The sequence below is a fragment of the Microbispora sp. H13382 genome, from assembly GCF_014161445.1.
Classification (GTDB): domain Bacteria; phylum Actinomycetota; class Actinomycetes; order Streptosporangiales; family Streptosporangiaceae; genus Microbispora.
The window spans coordinates 147,331-169,988 of record NZ_JABBXA010000013.1; the positions used below are offsets into that span (position 1 = coordinate 147,331).

The following is a 22,658-nucleotide window of genomic DNA, read 5'->3' on the forward strand; positions in this document are numbered from 1 at the left end:
GGCCTTGAGCATCCCGCGGACGGGTCGCGAAGACGATGACCTGTGAGGTAACCGACGTCCCGTGCCGGTCAGCCGGGGGTGAGGCGGATGCTCCAGTACGTGTCGGCGGTCCCGGCGAACTCGGCGAAGAGCCGGACCCGGCGGCCGGACAGGTCGACGATGTGGACCCGCCACGGGGTGGACCCCTTGTCGAAGACGAGAAGGTGGTCCTCGTTGAACCAGCCCCACAGCGCGCCGTCGGCCGGGAGGGGAAGGCTCGCCCGGCGGCGGCCGGTGCCGGCGTCCACCACGCAGGCGCGCCCGTCCTCGCCGGGACACAGCGCCGCGAGCAGGCGTCCGGAGGGGGAGAAGCCGGCGTTCACGGCGGAGGTCCAGCGCACGCCGTCGAGGGTCCGGCGGAGGGTTCCGTCCAGGCCGTAGACGCGGACGCCGTCATTCCCGGACGCCGACGACCGGATCACCGCGGACCCGTCGGGCGTCCACTGGTAGGTCGCCGTGCCCGCCTCTCCGTCCTCGACCTTGGTGAAGGACACCCTCCTGGCCTGCACGTCGACGACCGCGAAGCCCGCGGCCCGCGGGTTCTTCGACGGCCCGGCGGAGATCGTGAGCAGCAGCCGCCGCCCGTCGGCGGACCACTCCGGCGAGGCCGCGAGGAGCGGGAGCATCACGGTCGGCACCGAGAAGGTCTCACCGGTCTCGCGACGGGTGAACCGCACCACGTTGTTCGGGTCCGAGGCGCGCCGCGGATCCCGCCCCACAACCGCGACCAGCCTGCCGTCCGGGGACACGACCGGGTCGACCAGGCCGTCGAGCTTCCGGAACGCGGCCCGGCCGGGCTCCCGGACGTAGGCGGGCTCGTCGACGCGGCCCGCCTGGCCGGTCTGCACGAGGAACGACGTGACGCGCACGGGGTCGCTCGGCGCCTCGTGAAGCGTGGCCCGCAACTCCGGTACGGCGACGCGGTCCGCGACCGGCGCGGGCGGGCCGCTCAGGGCGAGGCGCGGCGGCGGGTCCGGGCGGGTCGCCACGTACGCCGCCACGCCCGCGCTGAGGAGCACTCCCACGCAGGCGGCCGCGACGGCGCGCCGCGCTCTGCCGCCTTCAACCCTGCCGCTCTCGATCCTGCCGCCTGCAACCCTGCCGCTCGCGGTGGCCCCATCCGGTCCGCTGCCCGGTCCGCTGCCCGGTCCGCTCTCCGGCTCGGCGGCGGCGGAGCCGCGGTGGAGGAGGCCGGTCGTGTCCTCGGCGGTGCGGCCGAGCAACCGGAGCAGCGCCTGAGCGGCGCCGGGACGCGCGGCGGGATCCTTGCGCAGGCACGCGGCCGCCACCTCGCGCAGGTCCCCGTCGAGCCCGCCCAGATCGGGCTCCTCCGTCAGCACACGGCGGATGATCGCGGGGACCGTGTCGTGCCCGAACGGCGGGACGCCGGTGGCGGCGAACACCACGACCCCCGCCCACGAGAACATGTCGGCGGCCGGGGCGGGCGGCGCGCCCCGCAGCTGCTCGGGGGCCATGTAGGCGGGGGTGCCCAGCACTCCCTCGCCGGTGGGTTCCGCCGCGTCCCCGGGGCCGACCGCGCGGGCGATGCCGAAGTCGATCACCCGCGGGCCGTCGGGGCCCAACAGCACGTTGGCCGGTTTGAGGTCGCGGTGGACGACGCCCGCCCGGTGGATCGCCGCGAGCGCGGTCACCGTGCCGACGGCGAGCCGCCGCAGCTCCTGGCCGCGCAGCGGACCCCGCTGCGCCACGGCCTGCTGCAGCGTCGGGCCCTCGATGAATTCGCTGACGATGTACGGCAGGCCGTCCGCCGTGCCCACCCGCAGGACCTGGGCCGTGCAGAACGACGCCACCTGGGGCAGCACCTCCGCCTCCCGGCGGAACCTGGCGTCGGCCTCCGGGTCGCCGGAGGCGTGCAGGACCTTCACGGCCACCCGTTCGCCGTGCCCGGACTCGGCGAGATAGACGACGCCCTGCCCGCCGGACCCCAGCCTGCCGAGCACACGGTAGCCGCCGATCTCGGCCGGATCGCCGGGACGCGGGGGAGAGGCGGAGGCGGGCACGACGATCAGCGCGAGGTGTAGGAGAACCGGACCGGAGTGTCCGGGAGCTTCCGGGCCTCGGCGAGCGTTCTGACCTTCCGGCCCTTGAGATCCGTCACGACCGCCCGTACGCGGTCCTTGCCGGCGGGTTCGCTCACGATCAGGTGCTCCTCGTCGTACCACCCCAGGACGGCGCCGCCCTCATGGCCGGGAACCGTCGCGGCGCGTGCGCCCGTGGCGGCGTCCCACAGGCAGACGGCGCGACGTCTCTCGCACCTGGTGGTGACGAACAGGCGGCCGGACGGCGAGAACAGGTCGCCTCCGCCGATCGACGGGCCCGTCCAGTGCATGCTGCGCAGCAGTCGCCCGGACAGATCCCACACCCGTGTGCCGAGCGCCTGCTCGGGGGTGGTGTAGGGGCCGACGACCCCGGTCCCGTCCGGCGTCCACCGGAAGTAGCCCGTGGCGCGCGCCGACTTCGGCAGCGCCAGGTATGCCCGGGCGTCCTCGGGGTTGGCCGTCTGGACGTACCGCGCCCGGCGGGTGGCCGGATCGGCCACGAGGAACCCGGCCGGATACATCGCCTCCGGGCCTTTGCCGAAGTCGAGGACGGTGAGCAGCAGCCTGGCGCCGTCCCGTGACCACTGAGGGCCCTGGCTGAAGTAGGGCGAGCTCAGGCCGGTGACGGAGAACCGCTCGCCGGTCCGCCGGTCGGTGAAGGCGATGGACTGGCGTTCCGAATCGGCGTTGTGGAGCGTGTTCAGCACTGCCAGCCATCTGCCCCCCGCGGACACCGCCGCCTCGACGGTGTCGCCGCCGACGGCCTCGAAGCCGCCTTGGGGGAGCCGGGCGTAGGCGAGCTCGACCTGCCCGTCGACGGTGGCGTGGTAGGAGGTGAGGATCACGGGATCGGACGGGTTCTCGTGCAGGGTGAGCCCGGGGGTCGCGCCGGGGGACACCGCCGTCACGGGCGCCGGGCCTGCTTCCGCCGGCGTGGCCACGGCGGTCCGCGGAGCGGCCTGGCGTGGAGTCAGCGCGTACGCCGCGCCGCCGCACATGAGCGCGAGGGCCGTCCCCGCGACGGCGAGCACGAACCACGACCGGCCGGCACGGGACGCGGGCGGCGGCGCGGAGGGCCGCGCGGGCTCTTCCCGCGCCCCTTCTCCGGCCGCCGGCACGGTCGCCTCCCGCGCGGCGGGGATCACGGTGTCCAGTGCGCCGGAGTGGCCGATCAGGCGCAGCAGGGCCTCCTCTGCCGACGGGCGCGCGCCGGGCTCGGCGGCCAGGCAGTCGGCGACGAGCTGCCGCAGGTCGCCGTCGAGCGGGTCGAGGTTCGCCGCGCCGTGCGCCAGGCGTTCCTCCTCGGCGAACGGGGCCCGCCCGCTCGCCGCGTACACGATGGTCGCGGCCCAGCCGAACACGTCGGCGGGCGGGCCCACGGGGTCGCCGGCCACCTCTTCGGGAGAACGCCACAGGACGGGGTTCGGCGTGGCGGAGCCGTCGCAGAGGAGGCGGGGGCCGTCCGGGCCGAGCACGATCCGGTCGGGCCGCACGTGCCCCGAATGCAGACCGGCCCATTGCGAACCGGCCCATTGCGAACCGGCCCATTGCGAACCGGCGCGGTGCAGGGCCGCGACCGTGGTCATCGTGGCGATCGCCAGCCGGTGGAGCGCGGGGCCCGACCGGGGACCGGACGCGGCGACGTCCTCCTCCAGCGACGGCCCGTCCACGTGCTCGGTCACCACGTAGTCCGGGCCCGAACCGACGATGGTCGCGGTCCCGATGACGACGGCCCGCCGCAGTGCCTCCAGCCGGACCGGATCGGGGCGGGACGCGGCGGGAAACCGCTTCACCACGACCCGCTCCCCGGAGGGGGACAGGGCCGTGTACGTGGCGTCGCCGAGCCGTCCGGCGAGGCGGTGGGGACCGAGCGCGGCCGGGTCGCCGGGACCCAGCGGGGTGACGGTGGGCATCGCGTCAGCTCCCTGTGCCGGAGAGGGGGGTGTAGTAGAAGAGAAGGTCGTCGGTGTCGTCGGCCGCGGCGATGTCGGCGAGCGCCCGCTGCTCCCGCCCGCGCGTGTCCATGACGACCACCTGGTGCTCTTCGCGGCTCGGGTCCGTGACGAGCAGGTGCGCGTCGTCGTACCAGCCCAGGAAGGCGGAGCCCGAGAAGAAGATCGCGATCGAGTGCAGGCGGACGCCGGTGGCGGCGTCCCACAGGCACAGGGTGCCGCCGCTCGGGCAGTACGTGAGGAGGAGCCGCCCCGAGGGGGAGAAGAGGTGGCGGCCGACGCTCAGGCCCACCCAGGGGAGGTCGCGCGTCTGCCGTCCGGCGAGGTCGAGGAACCGCACGCCGTATCCGGTCTTCGTGGCGTGGCCGACGGCGACCCCTGACCCGTCGGGCAGCCAGGCGTACGTGCCCACCCCCTGCCGGCTCTCGTCGTGTGTGTCCACGTACGACGAGGTCCGTTTGGCGGGGTCGAGCACCACGAAGCCCGTGGGCGTGCTCTTCCCGATCACCACGGACAGCAACAGCCGGGTGCCGTCGGGGGACCAGACGGGGCGGCCGAGCTTCCCGCCGGGCACCGCCGGGGTCAGCGTGAACCGCGCGCCGTCGCGCTGGTCGCGGAACTCGACGGAGTTCTCCTTCATGAGGAACAGCGCGAGCCAGGCGCCGCCGGGGGACGCGAGGGGCTCCGCGTCGGGCGTCTCCAGCTTCGCGAACGCGTTTTCCGTCCGCAGGTAGGTGTCCGGGCCGACACGGTAGGCCGTCAGCCGTACGGCGTCCCTGGGATTCTCGAGCAGCGTCATGCGCACGCCGGGCACGGTCAGCCGGGTGGTGGCGGCGGGAGGAGCCGGCGGGTCGGCGGCGGCGGAGACGACCTCCACCGGCGGCGGCGACGCCGTGACCGGGCCGGACACGGCGCGCTGGCGCAGGGCGAGAGCGTGCCCGCCGATGGCCGAGGCCAGCGCGATCGCGAGCCCGGCCAGGGCCAGGACCGGCAGCCGCCACCGGTTCCGCGCACCCCGCGCGGACCCCGCCGCGAGCCGTTCCCCGGGGGAGGCGCCGGGGAGCACTTCCGGCTGTTCCGCCGGGGGCGGCGGTGTGGCCGGGTGCCGAGGGGGCGCCGGTTCCGGGTCGCGGTCAAGGGGGACGGTGAGCAGCGAGTGGCCGACCAGCGCGAGCAGGGCGTCGGCGGCGGTGGGGCGGGCGGCCGGGTCCTTGGCGAGGCAACCGGCGACCAGGCTCCGCAGCGGTTCCTCCAGCGCGGACAGGTCCGGTTCGTCGTGCAGCACGCGGGTGACGACGGCCGCGGGCGAGTGCGCCTCGAACGGCCGGTGTCCCGTGGCGGCGAAGACGACGGTGCGGGCCCAGGCGAACACGTCGGCCGGGGGTCCCGTCTCCCGCCCCGCGAGCCCCTCCGGCGTCAGCGCGTCCAGGTCGACGGGCAGGGTGGCGCCAGGATCGGTCCCCGGATCGCCGGGATGGGCGGCGGTCTTCAGGAGCGGGGCGATTCCGATGCCGGTTACGAGGGGACCGTCGGGTCCCAGGAGCACGGCGTCCGGCCCGAAGGCACCGTGCACGGTGCCGGCCTGATGGGCGGCCACCAGCGCGGAGACCGTCGCGACCGCGAGGCGGTGGAGCGCGGGACCCGGCAGCGGCCCCCGTCCGGCCACCTCCTCCGTCAGGGCCGGTCCGTCCACGTGCTCGGTGACCACATAGGGCCTGCCCCGGGCGGTGCCCGCGTCGAGGACGGGCACGAGATGGGAGACCGGAAGCCGCCGCAGGGCGTCCACCGAGAGGAGGAAGGAGCCGGGGTCCTCGAGCGTCACGTCGTACAGGGTGACGATCACCCGGCCGCCCGCGTCCGGCTCGGCGGCGTAGAGCACTCCGTGGGCGGTCTCGGTGATCCGGCCGAGCAGCCGGTAGTCACCGAGCCGCTCCCGATCGTCCGGTCGTAACGGGCTGGTGGCGAGCAACTCGTCCCCCGTTTTCGAGGCGATCCGTCTCTGGATGTCTCCATTATTCGTCGCTCAGGGCGGCCGTGCCGGGTTTCGTCGGGCGATCGATCACGCTTTCGCTATTCTCCCCCATATGGCCGAATCGCTGAGGGGGACGCTGGCCTCGCGATACCACCTCCTGCGCCCACTGGGCTCCGGCGGTATGGGCACGGTGTGGCTGGCCAGGGACTCCGTGCTCGACCGCGAGGTGGCGATCAAGGAACTTCGCCTCCCGGACGGCCTCGGCGAGCGCGAGCGGGCCGAGCTGATCGCCAGGGTCATGCGCGAGGCCGAGGTCACCGCGCGCGTCCGGCATCCCGGGATCGTCGCCCTCCACGACGTGCTCCTCCAGGACGGCAGGCCGTGGATCGTCATGGAACTGCTCCACGGCCACGACCTCGCCCGGCAGATCGCGGCGTACGGGCCGCTGCCGTACCGGCAGGTGGCCGACCTCGGCGCCCGCCTGCTCGACGCGCTGTCGGTCACGCACGCCGGGGGCGTGCAGCACCGCGACGTCAAGCCGGGCAACGTCTTCCTCTGCGCCGACGGCCGGGTGCTGCTCACGGATTTCGGCATCGCCCGCCAGGCCGGCCAGGCGTCGATCACCGAGGCCGGGCTGCTGGTCGGCTCGCCCGGGTTCATCGCGCCGGAACGGCTCGCGGGAGAGCCCGGCGGCCCGGCCGCCGACCTGTGGTCGCTCGCCGCCACCCTCTACACCGCCGTCGAGGGCGTCGCCCCGTACCAGGGCCCGCGTGCCGAGGTCATCCGGGCGACCCTCACCCAGGCCGCCCGTCCGCCGGTGCTCGCGGGGCCGCTCGGCCCGGTGCTGGCGTGGATGATGGCGCGCGACCCGGCCGGCCGTCCGGACGCGGCGACCGCGCTCACGCTGCTGCGCCAGGTCGCCGCCGGCGGCACGCCGTCCGTGGACCACGGGCCGGGCATCCGGGTCGAACCCCCGCCGCGCCGACGGCGGTGGTGGTGGATCGGCGCCGCGGCCGCCGTCGTGGTGGCCGCCGCGGTTCCCCTGACGGCGCAGCTGCTGAAGAACGAGCCGCCGGACGATTCCGCCCGCCGGGTCTCGCCGGCTTTCGAGCGTGCCGTGGACCTGTGCCGGTCGCTGTCGGCCGACCAGGTGCGGCGCATCCTGGGCGCCCCGGCGCAGGCGCGGCCGGGGGAGGCGAGCTGCCAGTGGGCCGTCACGGGCGCCGGCATCGCACTGAGCGCGGAGACCGACTCCGACACCCCCGAGCCGTGGGCGCTCGACACGGCCTCCGCGCACACACTCCTGGAGGGACTGCGCAGGCAGTACGCGTCGGGCCCGCGCGACCGCGACTGGATCTGGTACGAGATCGGTCTCGACCGCAGGAGCCAGGCCATCGAGTCGGCCGCCAGGGACGTGCCGAAGGCGGCCGACGAGGCGTTCGCCGTGGACCTCACCACGCCGGAGGGCAAGGCGCAGGCCACGGTCGTGTACTTCAGACTCGGCGATCTCGTGGCCCGGCTCCAGTACGCCGACCTCGACGCGAAGTCGCCCGCCGACCTGCGCGACCGGGCGGTCGCGGCGGCGACGTCGGCGGCCGAGGGCCTGAGGGGGCTGGCCTAGCCGTGGATCTGCTCGCCGGACGGTACCGGCTCGCCGAACCGCTGGGTGAGGGCGGCGGCGGCACGGTCTGGCGCGCCCACGACGAACTGCTGCGCCGGGAGGTGGCGATCAAGCAGGTGCGCGTCCCGCCCGGTCTGGACGACCGGACGCGCGCCGACTTCCTCGGGAGAGCCGTCGAGGAGGCCCGGGCGGCCGGGCGGCTCACCCACCCGGCCATCGTGACGGTCCACGACGTCGTCGGGCACGCCGGGCAGCCGTGGATCGTCATGGACCTGGTGCCCGGCCGCTCCCTCGACAAGATCATTCGTGAGGATGGGCCGCTTCCCGCCGAGCGGGTGGCCGAGATCGGCCTGGCCGTGCTCGACGCGCTGGAGGCGGCCCACTCCCGGGGCATCCTGCACCGCGATGTGAAGCCGGCCAACGTCCTCATCGGGCCGGACGGCCGCGCCCTGCTCACCGACTTCGGGATCGCCGCGCCCGTCGGCGGCGCCGGCGGCTCCTGGCAGAGCTCGGCGGGGTCGCCCAACTACATGGCCCCGGAACGGTTCCGGGACGAGCCCGACGGCCCGCCCTCCGACCTGTGGTCGCTGGGCGCCACGCTCTACACCGCCGTCGAGGGGGAGCCGCCCTTCCACCGGAACATGGCCGCCGCGCTCGTCGCCGCCGTCCTGCTCCACGAGCCCCGGCCGATGACGCGGGCCTCGCGGGTGCTCGCGTGGATCGTGCTCGCGCTGCTCGACAAGGATCCGGCGCGGCGTCCGCCGCCCGACGTCGTACGGCAGGCGCTGCGGGCCGCCGCCGCGCCGCCGGTGCCCGCGGCACGGCCCGCGCGGACATGGCGGCTCGTCGCCGCGGCGGCCCTGGTGATCGTCGCCGGCCTGGCGGCGGGCCTGGGCGCCTGGCTGCTGGTGTCCGGGGGACGGGACGGCTCCGCGCGGTTCACCGCGGTCCCGGACGCCTGCCGCAGCCTGACCGCGGCCCAGGTCCGCGACCTCATCGGCGCCGCGCCGCGCGCGGAACCCGCCGCCGAGGGGCGGTGCCAGTGGAAGGAGCGCACCACCGGCCGCGAAGGGGCGATCACGGTGACCTACCGGCTGCCCGCCGCCGGGGAGGACGAGGCGGCGGCCTCCCGTGACCTCGCGGCGCAGCGGGCCACCCGGGGCGCCGCGGCGCGCGACCGGCCCGGCATCGCCGACGAGGCCTTCACCTGTGACTTCTCCGACCCCGCCGCCGGTGCCACCGGGGCCACGGTCTGGTTCCGCCTCAGCAATCTCATCGTCGAGGTCGCCTATCGGCGTGCCGGTGACCCCTCGGTCACCCCGGCCGACCGGCACACCGCCGAGCGCGCCGCCGAACTCGTCGGCATCGGGCTCGGGTGACCTCCCGACCGTAGGAGACGATATGACCAGCGGTGACGACGCACCCGTCGAGCCCGGCGGGCCCCCTCCCCAGGACCGCCCCCGGCAGGGTGTGCCGCCGTACCCGCCCCCGTACGGCCCGCCACCCGGTGCTCAACCCGGTGCCCAGCCGGGCGCTCAGTACGGCCCGCCGCCGGGTGCTCAGCCGGGTGCTCCGTACGGCTGGCAACAGCCAGACGCACAGCCCGGCGTCCCGTATGGTCCACCGCCGGATGCTCAGCCGGGTGCCGCGTATGGTCCACCGCCGGGTGCCCAGTCCGGTGCGCCGCCCTATGGTCCGCCGCCGGGTGTCCAGTCCGGTGCCGCGTATGATCCGCAACCTCAGCCCGGCGCGTATCCGGGTGCCGTGCCCGGTGGTCAGCCCGCCCCCCAGCCCAACTTCGGCGGGTATCCCGGCGCCCAGGCCGGTCCGCAGCCGCCGCCCGGACCGTACCCGGGTCCTCAGCCTGGTCCTCAGCCCGGACCGTACCCCGGGTCGCAGCCCGGTCCGTACCCTGGACAGCAGCCTGGGGGGTACCCGGGTACGCCGGGCGGGCAGGTCTGGCCGCAGGCAGGGCCTCCGGGTGGGCCGCAGCCCCAGTCGAACCCCTATCCCTATCCCGGCGGGCAGGCCGCTCCGCCGTCCACTCCGCCGTCCACTCCGCAGGCCACTCCGCCATCTGTTCCGCCGCCCGGACCGCAGGCGCAGCCCGGTCAGTACTCCGGCCCCTACTCGAGCCCGTACCCCGGGCAGGGTGGCCAGGACGCGCAGCAGGGGCAGGGCTGGCAGCCGGCGACGCCGCCCCCGCCGGAGCTGTGGCAGATGCCGACCCAGCCGTCCGCCCCGGCGCGACGGGGATGGGTGGTGCCGGTGGTGGCGGTCGTCGCCGTACTGGCGGTGGCCGGGGGCACGTTCGCGTTCATGTCGGTACGCCAGACGGGGACGACGCCCAGCGCGGCGGGTTCGCCGGCGCCGTCGCAGGCCGCGAAGTCGGCGTCGGCCGCGCCGGTGGCGGCGACCGCCGACGTGTGCGCGATGCTCGACCCGGACGAGGCCGAGCGTCTCGTGCCCCGGGCCGAGATCGACTCATCCACCAGCGACAACCGCGACAGCACCCTCGTGAGCTACGTCCGGTGGCAGTGCCGCTGGGCCAACCGGAACATCTCGTACAAGGACGTCACCCGCAGCCGCGAGATCACGGTCAACGTGTCCAAGTACGAGGCGCTCGGGACGACCACGGCCGTGGACGCGGCGAAGATCCAGTACAAGGGCGAGCTCAGTCAATACAAGTACGGCGCGACCCACTCGGACGAGGAGCGCTATTACTCGGCGGTCCAGGAATACCAGGGTGTCGGGGACCAGGCGGCCGCGCAGTACCACTGGACGCGGGAGCGCGACAAGTACTGGTACTCCTTCGGCCAGGGCGTCGGCCGGGTCGGCGACGTGGTCTTCCAGGTGAAGTACGAGGCGAGCCAGAAGAAGAAGGAGGCGGAGCTCTTCTCCAACGAGACCACCCAGTCGATCACCGAGGAGAACGCCCTGCGTGAGGTGAAGGGCCTTCTCACACAGGTCGCGAAATCGGTGGCCGCCTGGCAGGACGGCAAGCCGCTGCCGTACCACGCGCGCCCGAAGCCGAGCCCGTCGTCGTCGCCCTCGCCCACCCGGATCCCGATGCCGAAGGCCTGCGTGAGCCTCGAGTCGCTGGCCGCCACCCTGGTGCCGGGGACCGAGGGCGCGGCGGTGCGGGGCAAGGAGGGCAACTCGACCGTCACCCAGTGCCAGTGGTGGAACGACAAGCTCCCGCTCGGCGGCGGCAAGGTCCGCTGGCGGAATCTCCGTGTCGCCGTCCACAGCTTCTGGGACGCCGAATCCGCTCGTTATTACCTCATCGACCAGCGCTCGAAGACCAAGTTCACGGCGAGCAGCGAGATCGGCGGCATCCGATGGGGCAAGGTCGAGAAGCTGACCGGCTTCGGGCAGGAGGCGTTCGGCCAGGCGATCCGGCAGCGCACCGACACGGCCCAGGGCAACCGGTACGAGATCTACGCGCTGGACGGCAAGAACGTCATATGGGTGCTGCTGTCCGGCAGCGACCGGCCGGAGAACACGCCGATCAACGCGCCCGATTCCGTGCTCATGGACCCGAAGGAGGCCGCGGACGGGGCCAAGTCCGTGGCCAAAGCCCTGCTCGGTGCCCTGTGAGACGGTGTTCGCCCAGGTTCGGGCGGGTACTTCCCCACTCGACCGCGAGTCGACGGGGGGAAACCATGGCTACCTGTGAAGTCTGCGGCAACGACTACGACATGGCCTTCGAGGTGCACAGCCAGGGCGCGGTGCACGTCTTCGACAGCTTCGAGTGCGCCATCACCCGGATGGCACCCGTGTGCGAGCACTGCGGGTGCCGGATCGTGGGCCACGGCGCCGAGTACGACGGCCGCTGGTTCTGCTGCGCGCACTGCGCGCGCGAGGAGGGCGCGACCAGGATCACCGACAAGGAGGTCACGACCGCCGGCATGCGGTAGCCGTACCGGCGGCGGTCAGGACTCGAAGGCGACGAGGCGGATGATGAGGAAGTGCTCGCCTTCGGGTTTGGGCGGCAGCGTGGTGCCCGGCACGGCTTCGAACACCTCCGGGTGCTCGTCCCGGGTCACCACGCCGAACAGGTCGTCCGGTATGGCCACGCCCCGCGCGAGCGCACGCCTCGCCGCGGCGTAGAAGCTGCCGCCCGCCTCCAGGTCTGCGGCGACCGCCTCCGCCGCCGACCGGCTGGGCACCTTGATGCGGGCCACCCGCGCCCGCTGCGGGCGTGCCGTACGGGCGCGCAGGTAATCCTCGATCTCCCAGATGAGCAGCTCGCCGAGATAATGCGAGACGTCCTTCTCCATGGCGTCCATACTGGCGTGTCCCGTTTGATGCCGACTTGCACTCCGTTTGTTTCCGATGACCGGCGCTTCCTCCGCCGCCCGTCGGCCGCGTGATCACCCGTCGGCGTCATCCAGCAGAGGTGACGTGCAGGGCGACCGGCCGCAGGACCAGGCCGTCGGTCCATGCCACCGACTCGGGCGAGGTGGTCAGGCGGAGGGCGGGCCGCCGGATGACCAGGGCTCTGATCGCCTCGGTGAGCTCGACCCTGGCGAGACTGGCGGCCAGGCAGCGGTGCGGGCCGTAACCGAACGCCACATGCGGGTTGGGGGGATGGGCGGTGAAGCGGTGGATGTCGAACCGGCCGGGCTCGGGAAACGCCTGCGGGTCGTGGTTGGCCGCGTTCAGGTTCGGCATGACGACCGTCCCCGCGCTCAGCGTGCCGCCGGACAGCTCGGTGTCCTCCGTGATGCGACGCATGAAGGCGCTGGCGGGCGGCCCGTCGAAGCGCAGGATCTCCTCGACGGCGGTGGCCGTCAGGGCCGGGTCCGCGACCAGCTCGTCCCACTGGCCGCGGTGGAGGAGCAACCGGAACACACCACGGGCGATCATCGAGGCGGTCGTCTCGTAACCGGCCGTGATCAGGGAGAAGACGGTGTTGACGAGCTCGCCCTCCGACAGCCGGTCGCCGGCGTCCCTGGCCTGGATGAGCAGGTCGATGAGGTCCTCGCCCGGTGAGAGGCGATGCTGGGCGACCAGTTCGGCGGCGTAGGCCATGAAGTCGGTGTAGCCCTCGTAACGCGCCTGCTCGGTGGCCGTGGAGGTGGTCAGGAACATGTCCGTCCACCGGACGAACTGCTCGTAGTGGTCCATCGGCACGCCGAGCATCGCGCAGATGACGTGGGCCGGCAGCCGCAGCGCGTATCCCTGGACCACGTCGAAGTGGTCGCCCAGGCCGTCGAGGAGATCGTGGGCGATCCGCGCGATGCGGGGGCGCCACGGTTCGATCTGGCGCGGGGTGAAGGTGCCCTGCATGATCCGGCGGTAGCGCGTGTGCTCCGGCGGATCCTGGTTGATGAGCGCGTCCGGGTCGTCGTCGATGCCGACGCCGCTCACGAACCGCGGCAGCCCGGGAAGGCGCAGATTGCGGCTGGATGTGGGCGAGGCCAGCAGGGCTCGGACGTCCTCGTACCGGACGGCCATCGGCACGCGGTCGCCACTGGGCATGGTCGCCGGCTCCAACGGCCCCGACTCCCGTCTGCGGGCGAACTCCGATGGTGGAGTGGCGAGCGGTCCCGGCACGATATCCGGCCCGAAACCAGGCTCAATCCCGTTCGAATCCGGCTCGGTGGTCAATGCAACCCCTTCCGGTTCGGGGCGCCCGGAGGACGGCCTAGGCGGAACGTACGAAATGGTGCACCGCCCGTCAACATGCGAACAACGTCGGCTGCCCCCCGGCGAACCGCCGACTCGAAGGGGGCCCCGATCATCGCGCCGGCCCGATGGGCGGGGGCAGCCGCTAAGCAGAGAGGAAGGACCGCAGGTTGTCGGTGGTGGGGCCCCAATGGAAGTGGCAGCCCCGGCGGCCCACCCGCGGACGAAGCTGCGAATGAGACGGAAGGGGCCGAGTCCGGCCCGTGACGTGCCCCTGGATTCGCTTGGCTCTCCACGGTAGGCTTTAGTTAGTCTTATGGCCAAACAAATGACGGAGGGGCGAGTGCCACCAGGTTACCCGGGAGGCGCTGGGGCCGGTGGCCGGTGCCGAGCCGGACGCGGCGCGGCCCGTGCGTCCGTCCGTGCCGCGATGCTGGCCGCCGATGTCGTGTCAAATTGCTCGCAATTGCGGCATGATGAGCCCGAGCGGGAACGGGGCGGACATTGATCACATCGCACAACGGGCCACAGCCGGCCGACTTCACCGACGTACGCGCGACCAACCTCGCCGTCGTGCTGCGGTTCGTGCGGGAGAACGCGCCCTGCTCGCGTGCCGACATCGCCGCCTCGACCGGCCTCAACAAGGCCACCGTGTCCAGCCTGGTCGCCGACCTCATCGACCGGCGCCTGCTGCGCGAGACCGGCCTGACCGAGCACCGCGTCGGCCGGCCCGCCACCATGCTCGTCCTGGACGGCTCGCCGTACGCCGCGATCGGCATCGAGGTCAACGTCGACTACATCACGGCGGTCGCGGTGGACCTCAAGGGCGAGGAACTGCTGAACTGGCGGCGCTCCTTCCCCGGCGGGACCTCGAGCGCGGGCCAGGCGGTCGTCGCGATGGCCGCGCTCGCCCGGCGGGTCGTCAGCAGGATGACCAAGGAGGCCCGTCAGGTGCTCGGCCTGACCGTGGCCGTCCCCGGGCTGGTGGACGTCAACGGCACCGTACGGGTCGCGCCCAACCTGGGCTGGCGCGACGCGGACCTGGCCGGCGACCTCACCAAGGCACTGCGCGACCCGGGCTTCCCCGTGCTGGTCGACAACGACGCCAACCTGGCCGCACTCGCCGAGCACCGGTTCGGGCCCCACCGCAACGCCGCCAACCTCGTCTACGTGACCGGCGAGGTGGGCGTCGGCGCGGGGATCGTCATGGACGGCAGGCTCAGGCGAGGCGGGCAGGGCTACAGCGGCGAGATCGGCCACATCGAGCTCGACCCGGCGGGGCCCACCTGCCGGTGCGGCCGGCGCGGCTGCCTGGAGGCCGTCGCCGGGATGGGCGCGATCCTCGCCCGCACGGCGCCCGACGCCTCGCCGTCCGAGTTGGAACTCGAGATCGACGAGGTCGTGCGGCGCGCCCGCAACGGCGAGCGCGACATCCTCGCGCTGCTGGAGGACGTGGGACGCCACCTCGGCAGGGGAATGGCCGCCGTGGCCAACATGCTCAACCCCGAGGTCGTGATCCTCGGGGGCTACTACGTGCCGCTGGCGCCCTGGCTCGTCGCGTGCGCGGAGGAGGAGATGTACGGCAGGGTGCTCGCCCCCGGCGGGGGAGGCTGCCGCCTGGAGGTGTCGACGCTCGGGTACGGCGCCGCGGCTCTCGGGGCGGCCGCGCGGGTGCTCGACTCGGTCGACTCCGGCCGCCTGCCCGCGCAGCGCTGACCGCCGCCGGCCTCGTCCCCCGTCCGGGAAGCGTCCGCCGGCCTCGTCCCCCGTCCGGGAAGCGTCCGCCGGCCTCGTCCGCCGTCCCGGAAGCGGGCGCCGGAGCCATGCGCCGGACGCGGGGTCCGGCGCGGTGGCCGATGCCGATATGGGATACCCGCGAACCGGGCCGGGGCCCGCGGCGTCGAACATCGGCAACGTCGACGAATTGGGACACGATGAACACTCGCCTGCTCTGCGCCGCCGCGCTCTCCACCGCGCTCGCGGGTGCGCTGGCCGCCCCCGCGGCCGCCGCCCCGGCCGGAACCTCCGCCGCGCCCAAGCCCCTCATCGGGGTCGCCGTCTACCTCTCCTACGGCAAGGGCTTCCCGATCAGCCGGTACGAGCCCGGCACGGGCTTCTCGAAGCTCGGGGTCATGCCGATGACGGGCCAGTTCTCCGCGTCCCCGGACGGCGGGAAGCTCGCCTGGATCACGGACCGCGGCGAGGTCCGGGTCGGGAGCGGCAGCACGTCCACAACCGTGGCCAAGGGCGCCGCGGCCGGGTTCCCGTGCGCCACCCCGGTCTGGTCGCCCGACTCCAAGCAGGTCGGGTACGTGAACAAGGGCAACTCCGACGCCGGGTCCGTCTCGGTCGTCGGCGCGGACGGCAAGGGACGCAGGAAGGCGGGCACCACCCTCGGGGTCTGCCACCTGGCGTGGTCGGCCGACGGCCGCTACCTCGCCGGGTACGCGGGGACGACCGAGGGCGTGTACCGCCTCGACGTGAAGACCGGCAAGGCGATCAAGGTGAAGGGCGTCGACCTCGCCAACCACGTGCAGAGCCTGTCGCCCGACGGCACGAAGGTGGTCGTGACGCCGCTGTCGCGCAACGCGCCCGGGGGCGACGGCTCCTGGCCCGGCGGCTTCCGCCCCGCCGTGGTCGACGTCGCCACCGGCAAGAAGACCGCCATCCCGGTGAAGGGCTCGCTCATCGGGGCCTTCTACCTGCGGGACGGCCGCCTGGTCGTCCGGGTCGCCGGACGCACCGCCAACACCCTGGTCGTGCTCGACAAGAACGGCAGGCAACTGCAGAGCCTGAGCGAGCCGGCCGCGGCCAGGCGGCAGGCGCTGCTGCAGATCGTCCGCTGACCGGGGAACTCCCGGGGCATCCATCCGAGGGCGGGCGCGGACCGGCGGGTCCGTGCCCGCCCCCGTGCCCGCCCCCGTGTCCCCCCGTGTCCCGCCGCGTCCGCCTCCGCGTACGGCCGAGGTGACATCGGGGTGAAACCGGCGCGACGGGGGTCTTGACCTGAGCCGAGGATGCGGGCAATCTTCCGGATGAGCCCGGATTTACACACCGGAAACTCGCGGTAACCCTTTCGAAGCGCTTCGACAGCGGGCGCTTCCCCAACCGAACAGCGGATCCTCGCGGCGCCCTGTGGGCGCGTTTTTCGGCAGGTCATCGAAGCGCTTCGACGCGAAGGGTAACTCTCCAGATGAACGAACCGGCTCAAGACCCGGCATTCCGGAACCCCGCGCTGTCTCCCGCCGACCGGGTGGACGACCTGCTCGGCAGGCTCACACTCGACGAGAAGATCGGCCTGCTGCACCAGTACCAGGCGCCCGTGGACCGGCTCGGCCTGCGGCCCTTCCGCACCGGCACCGAGGCCCTGCACGGCCTGGCCTGGCACGGCCCGGCCACCGTGTTCCCCCAGGCCGTCGGGCTGGCGAGCACCTGGAACCCCGACCTGGTCCGCCGGGTGGGGGACGCGACCGGCGACGAGGTCATGGCCTTCCACCTCAAGGACCCGCAGAGTGTGGGCCGCAACGTCTGGGCACCGGTGGTCAACCCGCTGCGCGACCCGCGCTGGGGCCGCAACGAGGAGGGCTACTCGGAGGACCCCTGGCTCACCGGCGTCATGGGCACGGCCTACGCGAGCGGCCTGCGCGGCAGCCACGAGGTGCTGAAGACGGCGCCCACGCTGAAGCACTTCCTCGGCTACAACAACGAGACCGATCGGTGCGTGACCTCCAGCGGCCTGCCGCCGCGGGTGCTGCACGAGTACGAACTCAGGGCGTTCCGCCCGGCGCTGCAGGCCGGAGCCGCGGTGGCCGTGATGCCGTCGTACAACCTCGTCAACGGCCGGCCGGCCCACCTGTCGCCGCTGATCGACAGCCACCTGCGGACCTGGGCGCCCGACGACATCCTCGTGGTCAGCGACGCGTACGCGCCGGGCAACCTCGCCGGGATGCAGGGCTACCACAAGGACCTGCCCCAGGCGTACGCGCACGCGATCAAGGCCGGGCTGGACAGCTTCACCCAGGACGACGCCGACAGCGCCACCACCCTCGGCCACATCAGGACGGCGCTCGACCGCGGCCTGCTGACCGAGGCCGACATCGACGCCGCCGCCCGGCACGCGCTGTCGATCCGGGTGCGGCTGGGCGAGTTCGACCCCGCCACGCCGTACGACGACATCACCCACGACGTGGTCAACAGCCCCGAGCACCGGCGGCTCGCGCGGGAGGCGGCCCGCCAGTCGATCACTCTGCTGAAGAACGACGGTCTGCTTCCGCTGGCCGCCCCGCGTACGGTCGCGGTGATCGGCCCGCTGGCCGACGCGTTGTTCGAGGACTGGTACAGCGGCACGCTGCCGTACCAGGTGACGGCCCTGGCGGGGCTCGCCGAGCGGTGCGAGACCGTCTACTGCGAGGGCGTCGACCGGGTGGCCCTGCGCACCGAGGGCGGGTACGTCGGCGCGTCCGCCGACCCTGCGGGCGGGCCGCTGCACGTGGGGAGCGAGCGGTCCTGCTTCGACGTGTTCGACTGGGGCGGCGGCGCGTTCGCGTTCCGGTCCTGCGCCAACGGGCGGCACGTCTCGGCGGGGGAGGACGGCGTGCTGGTCAACGACCAGCCGGGCCCGAACGGCTGGGAGGTGCGCCAGACCTTCCGGATCGAGGAGCGGCCGAGGGGCGTCGTGCTGCGCAACATCTCCTCCGGCAGGTACGTCACCGTGGTGGACGGCGTCGTCCGCACCACCGACGACCCCGACGCCGCGGCCGTGCTGGCCGTGGAGCCGGTGGAGAGCGGCGCGGCCCGCGCGGCGGAGGCGGCGGCCCGCGCCGACGCCGCGGTCGTCGTGCTCGGCGACCACCCGCTGGTGAACGGCCGCGAGACCGAGGACCGTGCGACGCTGGCGCTGCCCGAGCGGCAGGAGGCCCTGCTGAAGGCCGTCCACGCGGCCAACCCGGCCACGGTGCTGGTGATCTCCAGCGGCTACCCCTTCGCGGTCACCTGGGCGCAGGAGCACCTGCCCGCGATCGTCTGGTCGTCGCACGGCGGCCAGGAGTACGGCCACGCGCTCGCCGGCGTGCTGCTCGGCGACGACGACCCGGGCGGCCGCCTCACCCAGACGTGGTACCGCTCGGCCGCCGAGCTGCCCGACCTGCTCGACTACGACATCATCGCCTCCGACGCCACCTACCTCTACTACCGCGGCCGGTCGCTCTACCCGTTCGGGCACGGCCTGAGCTACACCCGCTTCGCGTACTCCGGTCTGGAACTGTCGTCGGCGGAGGTCACCGAGGACGAGACGCTGACCGTCAGCGTGACCGTGACGAACGCGGGCGAGCGCGCGGGGGAGGAGGTCGTGCAGTTCTACACCCACCAGCGGCGCTCGCGGGTGAAGCAGCCGCTACGCCAGCTGCGCGGTTTCGCCAAGGTGCGGCTCGCGCCGGGCGAGAGCCGCACGGTGTCGGTGGACGTGCCGGTCGGCGACCTGGCCTTCTGGGACGTGACGCGGGGCAGGTTCGTGGTCGAGGAGGCCGCGCACAAGGTGCAGGTGGGCGCCTCGTCGGGGGACATCCGCCTGTGCGCGTCCTTCCGCGTGCGGGGCGAGCGCATCCCGCCCCGGGACCTGACCGTGGGGTCACTGGACGCGGCCGACCACGACGAGTACGACGGTGTGGTGCTGTGCGACGCCGCGCTCGACGCCGGGGACGCGGTGCGCTCCACGTCACCGGGATCGTGGATCGTCTTCCGCGACTGCGATTTCGCGGACGGGGAGCTGTCGGCCTGCGTGCTGGCGGTGTCGAGCGACGAGGGAGGGGTGGTCACGCTGCGGCTCGACGATCCCCTGACCGGCGAGGTCGCCGGCGCGGTCAGCGTCCCGCCCACGGTCGCCAGGCATGATTTCGTCGAGGTGAGCACCCCTCTGGCGGGAGCGGCCGGAGTGCGCGATCTTTATGTGGTGTACGAGAGCGAGGGGGTCACGGTGAACGCGCTGGGGTTCTGCCGGTGAGGACCGTGACGATCGCCGACGTCGCCAAGCACGCGGGGGTCGCCGTCTCCACGGTGTCGTACGTGCTGAGCGGTAAGCGGGCGATCTCGGCGACCACGCGGCAGCGGGTCCTGGACAGCGTGCGTGCGCTCGGTTACCACCCCAACGCCGGCGCCCGCGCCCTGGCGAGCAAGCGCGCGAAGGTCATCGCGCTGGTGCTGCCGCTGCGGGCCGGCATGAACCTGCCGGTCCTCATGCAGTTCGCGACCTCGGTCGTCACCACGGCCCGGCAGTACGACCACGACGTGCTTCTCATGACGGCCGACGAGGGAGCGGACGGGCTGCACCGGGTGGCGGCCAGCGCGCTGGTCGACGGGCTGCTGCTGATGGACGTGGAGATCCACGACCCCCGCGTGCCGCTGCTGCGCAAGCTCGCCGAGCCGAGCGTGCTGATCGGTTTCCCGGCCGACCCCGAAGGGCTGACCTGCGTCGACCTCGACTTCGCCCGGGCCGGGGCGCTGTGCGCCGACCACCTGGCCGACCTCGGGCATCGCGAGATCGCGCTGCTCGGCGCGCCGCGCGTGGTCTACGAGCGCGGCACGGGCTTCGCCGAGCGGACGATGGCGGGCTTCGTCGAAGCGGCCCGGCGGCACGGCCTGGAGGCCGACGCGCGGCCCTGCGAGGAGTCGTTCGACGAGGTCCACGCCGCCGTGAAGCTGCTGCTCGACGAGCGGCCGCGGCTGTCCGGGCTCGTCGTGCACAACGAGGCGGCCGCCGGCCATGTGCTGGGGGCGTTGCGGATCCTCGGCAGGCGGGTGCCCGAGGACGTTTCGGTGGTGGCGATCTGTCCGGACGACATCGCCGAGCGGGCCAGCCCCGCGCTGACCTCCGTGCTCATTCCCGCCGAGGACGTCGGCAGGCAGGCGGTCCGGCTGCTCATGGCCAAGCTGGAGGGCCAGGCCGTACCTGACTCGACGCTCCTCGAACCCCGGCTGACGATCCGCGAAAGTTCACGATGACCTCATTCCCCGACGGCTTCCTTTGGGGCGCCGCGACCGCGTCGTACCAGATCGAGGGCGCGGTGCGCGCCGACGGCCGCGTCCCCTCGATCTGGGACACCTTCTCCCACACCCCCGGCATGGTCGTTGACGGGCACACCGGCGACGTGGCCTGCGACCACTACAACCGCTATCTCGAGGACGTCGAGATCATGGCGTGGCTGGGACTGAAGGCGTACCGGTTCTCGGTGGCCTGGCCGCGCCTCGCCGACCTGAGTTTCTACGACCGCCTCGTCGACGCCCTGCTCGACAGGGGGATCACGCCCGTCGCGACGCTCTACCACTGGGATCTGCCGCAGACGCTGCAGGACGAGGGCGGCTGGGCCAACCGCGACACCGCCTACCGGTTCGCCGACTACACCGCCGCCGTGCACAAGCGCCTCGGCGACCGCGTCGCCACCTGGACGACGCTCAACGAGCCCTGGGTGTCGGCGTTCGTGGGGTACGCCTCGGGCCGGCACGCGCCCGGCGTGACCGACCCGGCCGCCGCGTTCGCCGCCGCCCACCACCTGATGCTCGCGCACGGCCTCGGTGTGCAGGCGCTGCGGGCGGGAGGCGCGGAATCGGTCTCGCTGACGCTGAACCTGACGCCGATCCTCGGCGACGCCGAGCCGGCCCGCCTGATCGACGGGCTGGCGAACCGGCTCTTCCTCGATCCCGTGCTGCGCGGCGAGTACCCCGCCGACGTCCTCGCCCACCTGGAACGTTTCACCGAGGTCGACCTGGACGACCTGCCCACCATCGCGCAGCCGATCGACGTGCTCGGCGTCAACTACTACACGGTCAACCGGGTCGTCGCCGACCCCTCGTCCGAGGGGCATCCGGAGTATCCCGGCAGCGAGGGCATCGCCTGGGAGGACCCGCACGGCCCGGTCACCGAGATGGACTGGGAGATCAACCCGGCAGGGCTGGAGGACCTGCTCCTACGGCTGTCGCGGGACTACCCCGGCACGCCTTTGATGATCACGGAGAACGGTGCCGCCCTGACCGACGAGGTGGCCGACCCCGGCAGGATCTCCTACCTCGACGCCCACTTCCGCGCCGCCCGGTCCGCCATGGACCGCGGCGCCGACCTGCGTGGCTACTTCGTGTGGTCGCTGCTGGACAACTTCGAGTGGGCCCGGGGCTACGACAAGCGGTTCGGGCTCGTCCGCGTCGACTACGAGACGCTGGAGCGCACGCCCCGCGACAGCGCCAGGTGGTACCGCGAGGTGATCGCCGGGAACGGCCTCGCCGGCTGAGGCCGCTCAACCCGCGTCCCGGCGGGGACCGCACCGGTCCCCGCCGGCGACCGGGCCGATCGGGATCTTCCGAAGGCACACCTCAACTCTCGCCCGGTACGGGCGGAAGCACGCGGTCGCCGAGGTGCGGGAAGACCTTGGCGACCTTCGCCGTCAGGTAGTCGCCGTACGTGCCGGTGAAGGCCCGCAGGTCCAGGCCGTCCCAGCGGGCCCGGCCCCCCTCGCGGCCGGGCAGGGCGGGCAGCGGCGGCACCTCGCAGTCCCAGCTCGGGTCGAAGAAGAAGGGGAAGGACAGCCTGTCGCGGCCCGTGGCGTTGCGCACGCGGTGCGGGGTCGACCGATACAGGCCGCCGGTCAGCTTGTCGAGCATGTCGCCGATGTTGCAGACCAGTGTGCCGGGGATGGGCGGAGCCTCGATCCAGCCGCGGGCGGTGTGCACCTGGAGGCCGGGATTGTCGTCCTGGAGTAGCAATGTCAGCAGGCCGTAGTCGGTGTGCTCGCCGACCCCCCACTCGTCCGGATCGGCGTACGGCGGGGGCGGATAGTGGAAGATCCGGAAGAGGATCGTGGGCGTGGCCGTGTACCCGGCGGCGAAGTAGTCCTCGTCGAGTCCCAGGCTCAGCGCCACGCCCCGCATGACCGCCTGCCCGACGTGGCTGAGGGCGTCCATGTACGCCAGCACCGCCGGGCGCATCTCGGGCACGTCGTCGGGGAAGAGGTTGCGCCCGTGCAGCGGCCGGGGATCGTCGTGGTCGTGCTCGGCGCCGAAGTAGACGCCCTCCTTCAGGTCGGGCCGGCCGGAGGTGAGCTCGCCGCCTACGGGGAAGTACCCGCGCCAGGCCCGCCCGCCCCGGTCCATGGAGATGCGCGACTTGTGCTCCGGCGGCAGCCGGAAGAACCGCGCCGCGGCCTCCTTGAGCCGTGCGATCAGGTCTTCGGGCACCCCGTGGCCGCTGATGTAGAAGAAGCCGCTGTCCAGGCAGGCCGCCTCGATCCGGCGCGCGACCTCGGCGCGCGCGTGGCCCGCTCCGGAGCCGGTGAGAGCGGACACGTCGATCACCGGCAGTGGCCCGGCTGTGTTCATATCTCCATATCCCACCATCC

Annotated in this window: 15 protein-coding genes; 9 read left to right on the top strand and 6 right to left on the bottom strand. The window is 73.4% G+C overall.

The genetic code is table 11. The features are described from left to right. Positions 1-68: 68 nt before the first annotated feature. Genes HHX41_RS24935 through HHX41_RS24945 form a run of 3 tightly spaced genes read right to left on the bottom strand, consistent with a single transcriptional unit; the run spans position 69 to position 6,020 of the window. Positions 69-2,060: a protein kinase domain-containing protein gene (locus HHX41_RS24935; protein ID WP_182907926.1), complete on the bottom strand. Its 1,992-nt coding sequence runs from the start codon at positions 2,058-2,060 to the stop codon at positions 69-71. Positions 2,061-2,065: 5 nt separating this feature from the next. Continuing rightward, on the bottom strand, positions 2,066-4,012 hold the full coding sequence (locus HHX41_RS24940; RefSeq protein WP_182907927.1) for a hypothetical protein: 1,947 nt from the start codon (positions 4,010-4,012) through the stop codon (positions 2,066-2,068). 4 nt (positions 4,013-4,016) lie between these two features. Then, positions 4,017-6,020 carry a protein kinase family protein gene (locus HHX41_RS24945; RefSeq protein ID WP_182907928.1) on the bottom strand — a complete coding sequence of 668 codons (2,004 nt, stop codon included), beginning with the start codon at positions 6,018-6,020 and terminating at the stop codon, positions 4,017-4,019. Positions 6,021-6,135: 115 nt separating this feature from the next. Here HHX41_RS24945 and HHX41_RS24950 point away from each other — a divergent pair, with 115 nt between their 5' ends. The 4 genes from HHX41_RS24950 (at position 6,136) to HHX41_RS24965 (ending at position 11,564) form a co-directional block, all read left to right on the top strand. Then, a complete protein-coding gene (locus HHX41_RS24950) occupies positions 6,136-7,644 on the top strand; it encodes a serine/threonine-protein kinase (protein ID WP_182907929.1) in 1,509 nt (502 codons plus the stop codon). Between the two features lie 2 nt (positions 7,645-7,646). Continuing rightward, positions 7,647-9,023: a serine/threonine-protein kinase gene (locus HHX41_RS24955; RefSeq protein ID WP_182907930.1), complete on the top strand. Its 1,377-nt coding sequence runs from the start codon at positions 7,647-7,649 to the stop codon at positions 9,021-9,023. 841 nt (positions 9,024-9,864) lie between these two features. Next, the gene (locus HHX41_RS24960) at positions 9,865-11,244 is read left to right on the top strand and encodes a hypothetical protein (RefSeq protein WP_169984631.1); all 1,380 of its coding nucleotides are present in this window, start codon (positions 9,865-9,867) and stop codon (positions 11,242-11,244) included. Between the two features lie 65 nt (positions 11,245-11,309). Continuing rightward, entirely contained in the window at positions 11,310-11,564 is a 255-nt protein-coding gene (locus HHX41_RS24965; RefSeq protein WP_169984630.1) for a hypothetical protein, read from the top strand. A gap of 15 nt (positions 11,565-11,579) precedes the next feature. Here HHX41_RS24965 and HHX41_RS24970 read toward each other — a convergent pair whose 3' ends face one another. Continuing rightward, positions 11,580-11,927 carry a hypothetical protein gene (locus HHX41_RS24970; RefSeq protein WP_169984629.1) on the bottom strand — a complete coding sequence of 116 codons (348 nt, stop codon included), beginning with the start codon at positions 11,925-11,927 and terminating at the stop codon, positions 11,580-11,582. 106 nt (positions 11,928-12,033) lie between these two features. After that, positions 12,034-13,131, bottom strand: a complete 1,098-nt coding sequence (locus HHX41_RS24975; RefSeq protein ID WP_182907931.1) for a cytochrome P450 — start codon at positions 13,129-13,131, stop codon at positions 12,034-12,036. Positions 13,132-13,782: 651 nt separating this feature from the next. Between HHX41_RS24975 and HHX41_RS24980 the strand changes: the two genes are divergently transcribed. From HHX41_RS24980 to HHX41_RS25000, 5 genes are all read left to right on the top strand, one after another. Beyond that, positions 13,783-14,994, top strand: coding sequence for an ROK family transcriptional regulator (locus HHX41_RS24980; protein WP_182907932.1), 1,212 nt, complete (start codon positions 13,783-13,785; stop codon positions 14,992-14,994). A 218-nt stretch (positions 14,995-15,212) separates the two neighbouring features. Further along, positions 15,213-16,124, top strand: coding sequence for a PD40 domain-containing protein (locus HHX41_RS24985; RefSeq protein WP_182907933.1), 912 nt, complete (start codon positions 15,213-15,215; stop codon positions 16,122-16,124). 347 nt (positions 16,125-16,471) lie between these two features. After that, positions 16,472-19,276 carry a glycoside hydrolase family 3 protein gene (locus HHX41_RS24990; RefSeq protein WP_182907934.1) on the top strand — a complete coding sequence of 935 codons (2,805 nt, stop codon included), beginning with the start codon at positions 16,472-16,474 and terminating at the stop codon, positions 19,274-19,276. Next, entirely contained in the window at positions 19,267-20,274 is a 1,008-nt protein-coding gene (locus HHX41_RS24995; protein WP_169984825.1) for a LacI family DNA-binding transcriptional regulator, read from the top strand. Before HHX41_RS24990 ends, HHX41_RS24995 begins: the two co-directional genes overlap by 10 nt. Continuing rightward, positions 20,271-21,554: a GH1 family beta-glucosidase gene (locus HHX41_RS25000; RefSeq protein ID WP_182907935.1), complete on the top strand. Its 1,284-nt coding sequence runs from the start codon at positions 20,271-20,273 to the stop codon at positions 21,552-21,554. The genes HHX41_RS24995 and HHX41_RS25000 overlap by 4 nt, the downstream gene beginning before the upstream one ends. 82 nt (positions 21,555-21,636) lie before the next feature. Here the strand turns inward: HHX41_RS25000 and HHX41_RS25005 are convergent, their stop codons facing one another. Next, the gene (locus tag HHX41_RS25005; protein ID WP_182907936.1) at positions 21,637-22,638 is read right to left on the bottom strand and encodes an isopenicillin N synthase family oxygenase; all 1,002 of its coding nucleotides are present in this window, start codon (positions 22,636-22,638) and stop codon (positions 21,637-21,639) included. Positions 22,639-22,658 lie beyond the last annotated feature (20 nt).

Excerpts from the sequence above, each read along its gene's own strand:
- HHX41_RS24950 (WP_182907929.1), top strand. The coding sequence starts at position 6,136 with ATGGCCGAATCGCTGAGGGGGACGCTGGCCTCGCGATACCACCTCCTG.
- HHX41_RS25000 (WP_182907935.1), top strand. The coding sequence starts at position 20,271 with ATGACCTCATTCCCCGACGGCTTCCTTTGGGGCGCCGCGACCGCGTCG.
- HHX41_RS24940 (WP_182907927.1), bottom strand. The coding sequence starts at position 4,012 with ATGCCCACCGTCACCCCGCTGGGTCCCGGCGACCCGGCCGCGCTCGGT.
- HHX41_RS25005 (WP_182907936.1), bottom strand. The coding sequence starts at position 22,638 with ATGAACACAGCCGGGCCACTGCCGGTGATCGACGTGTCCGCTCTCACC.
- HHX41_RS24970 (WP_169984629.1), bottom strand. The coding sequence starts at position 11,927 with ATGGAGAAGGACGTCTCGCATTATCTCGGCGAGCTGCTCATCTGGGAG.
- HHX41_RS24960 (WP_169984631.1), top strand. The coding sequence starts at position 9,865 with ATGCCGACCCAGCCGTCCGCCCCGGCGCGACGGGGATGGGTGGTGCCG.
- HHX41_RS24985 (WP_182907933.1), top strand. The coding sequence starts at position 15,213 with ATGAACACTCGCCTGCTCTGCGCCGCCGCGCTCTCCACCGCGCTCGCG.
- HHX41_RS24965 (WP_169984630.1), top strand. The coding sequence starts at position 11,310 with ATGGCTACCTGTGAAGTCTGCGGCAACGACTACGACATGGCCTTCGAG.
- HHX41_RS24975 (WP_182907931.1), bottom strand. The coding sequence starts at position 13,131 with ATGCCCAGTGGCGACCGCGTGCCGATGGCCGTCCGGTACGAGGACGTC.
- HHX41_RS24990 (WP_182907934.1), top strand. The coding sequence starts at position 16,472 with ATGAACGAACCGGCTCAAGACCCGGCATTCCGGAACCCCGCGCTGTCT.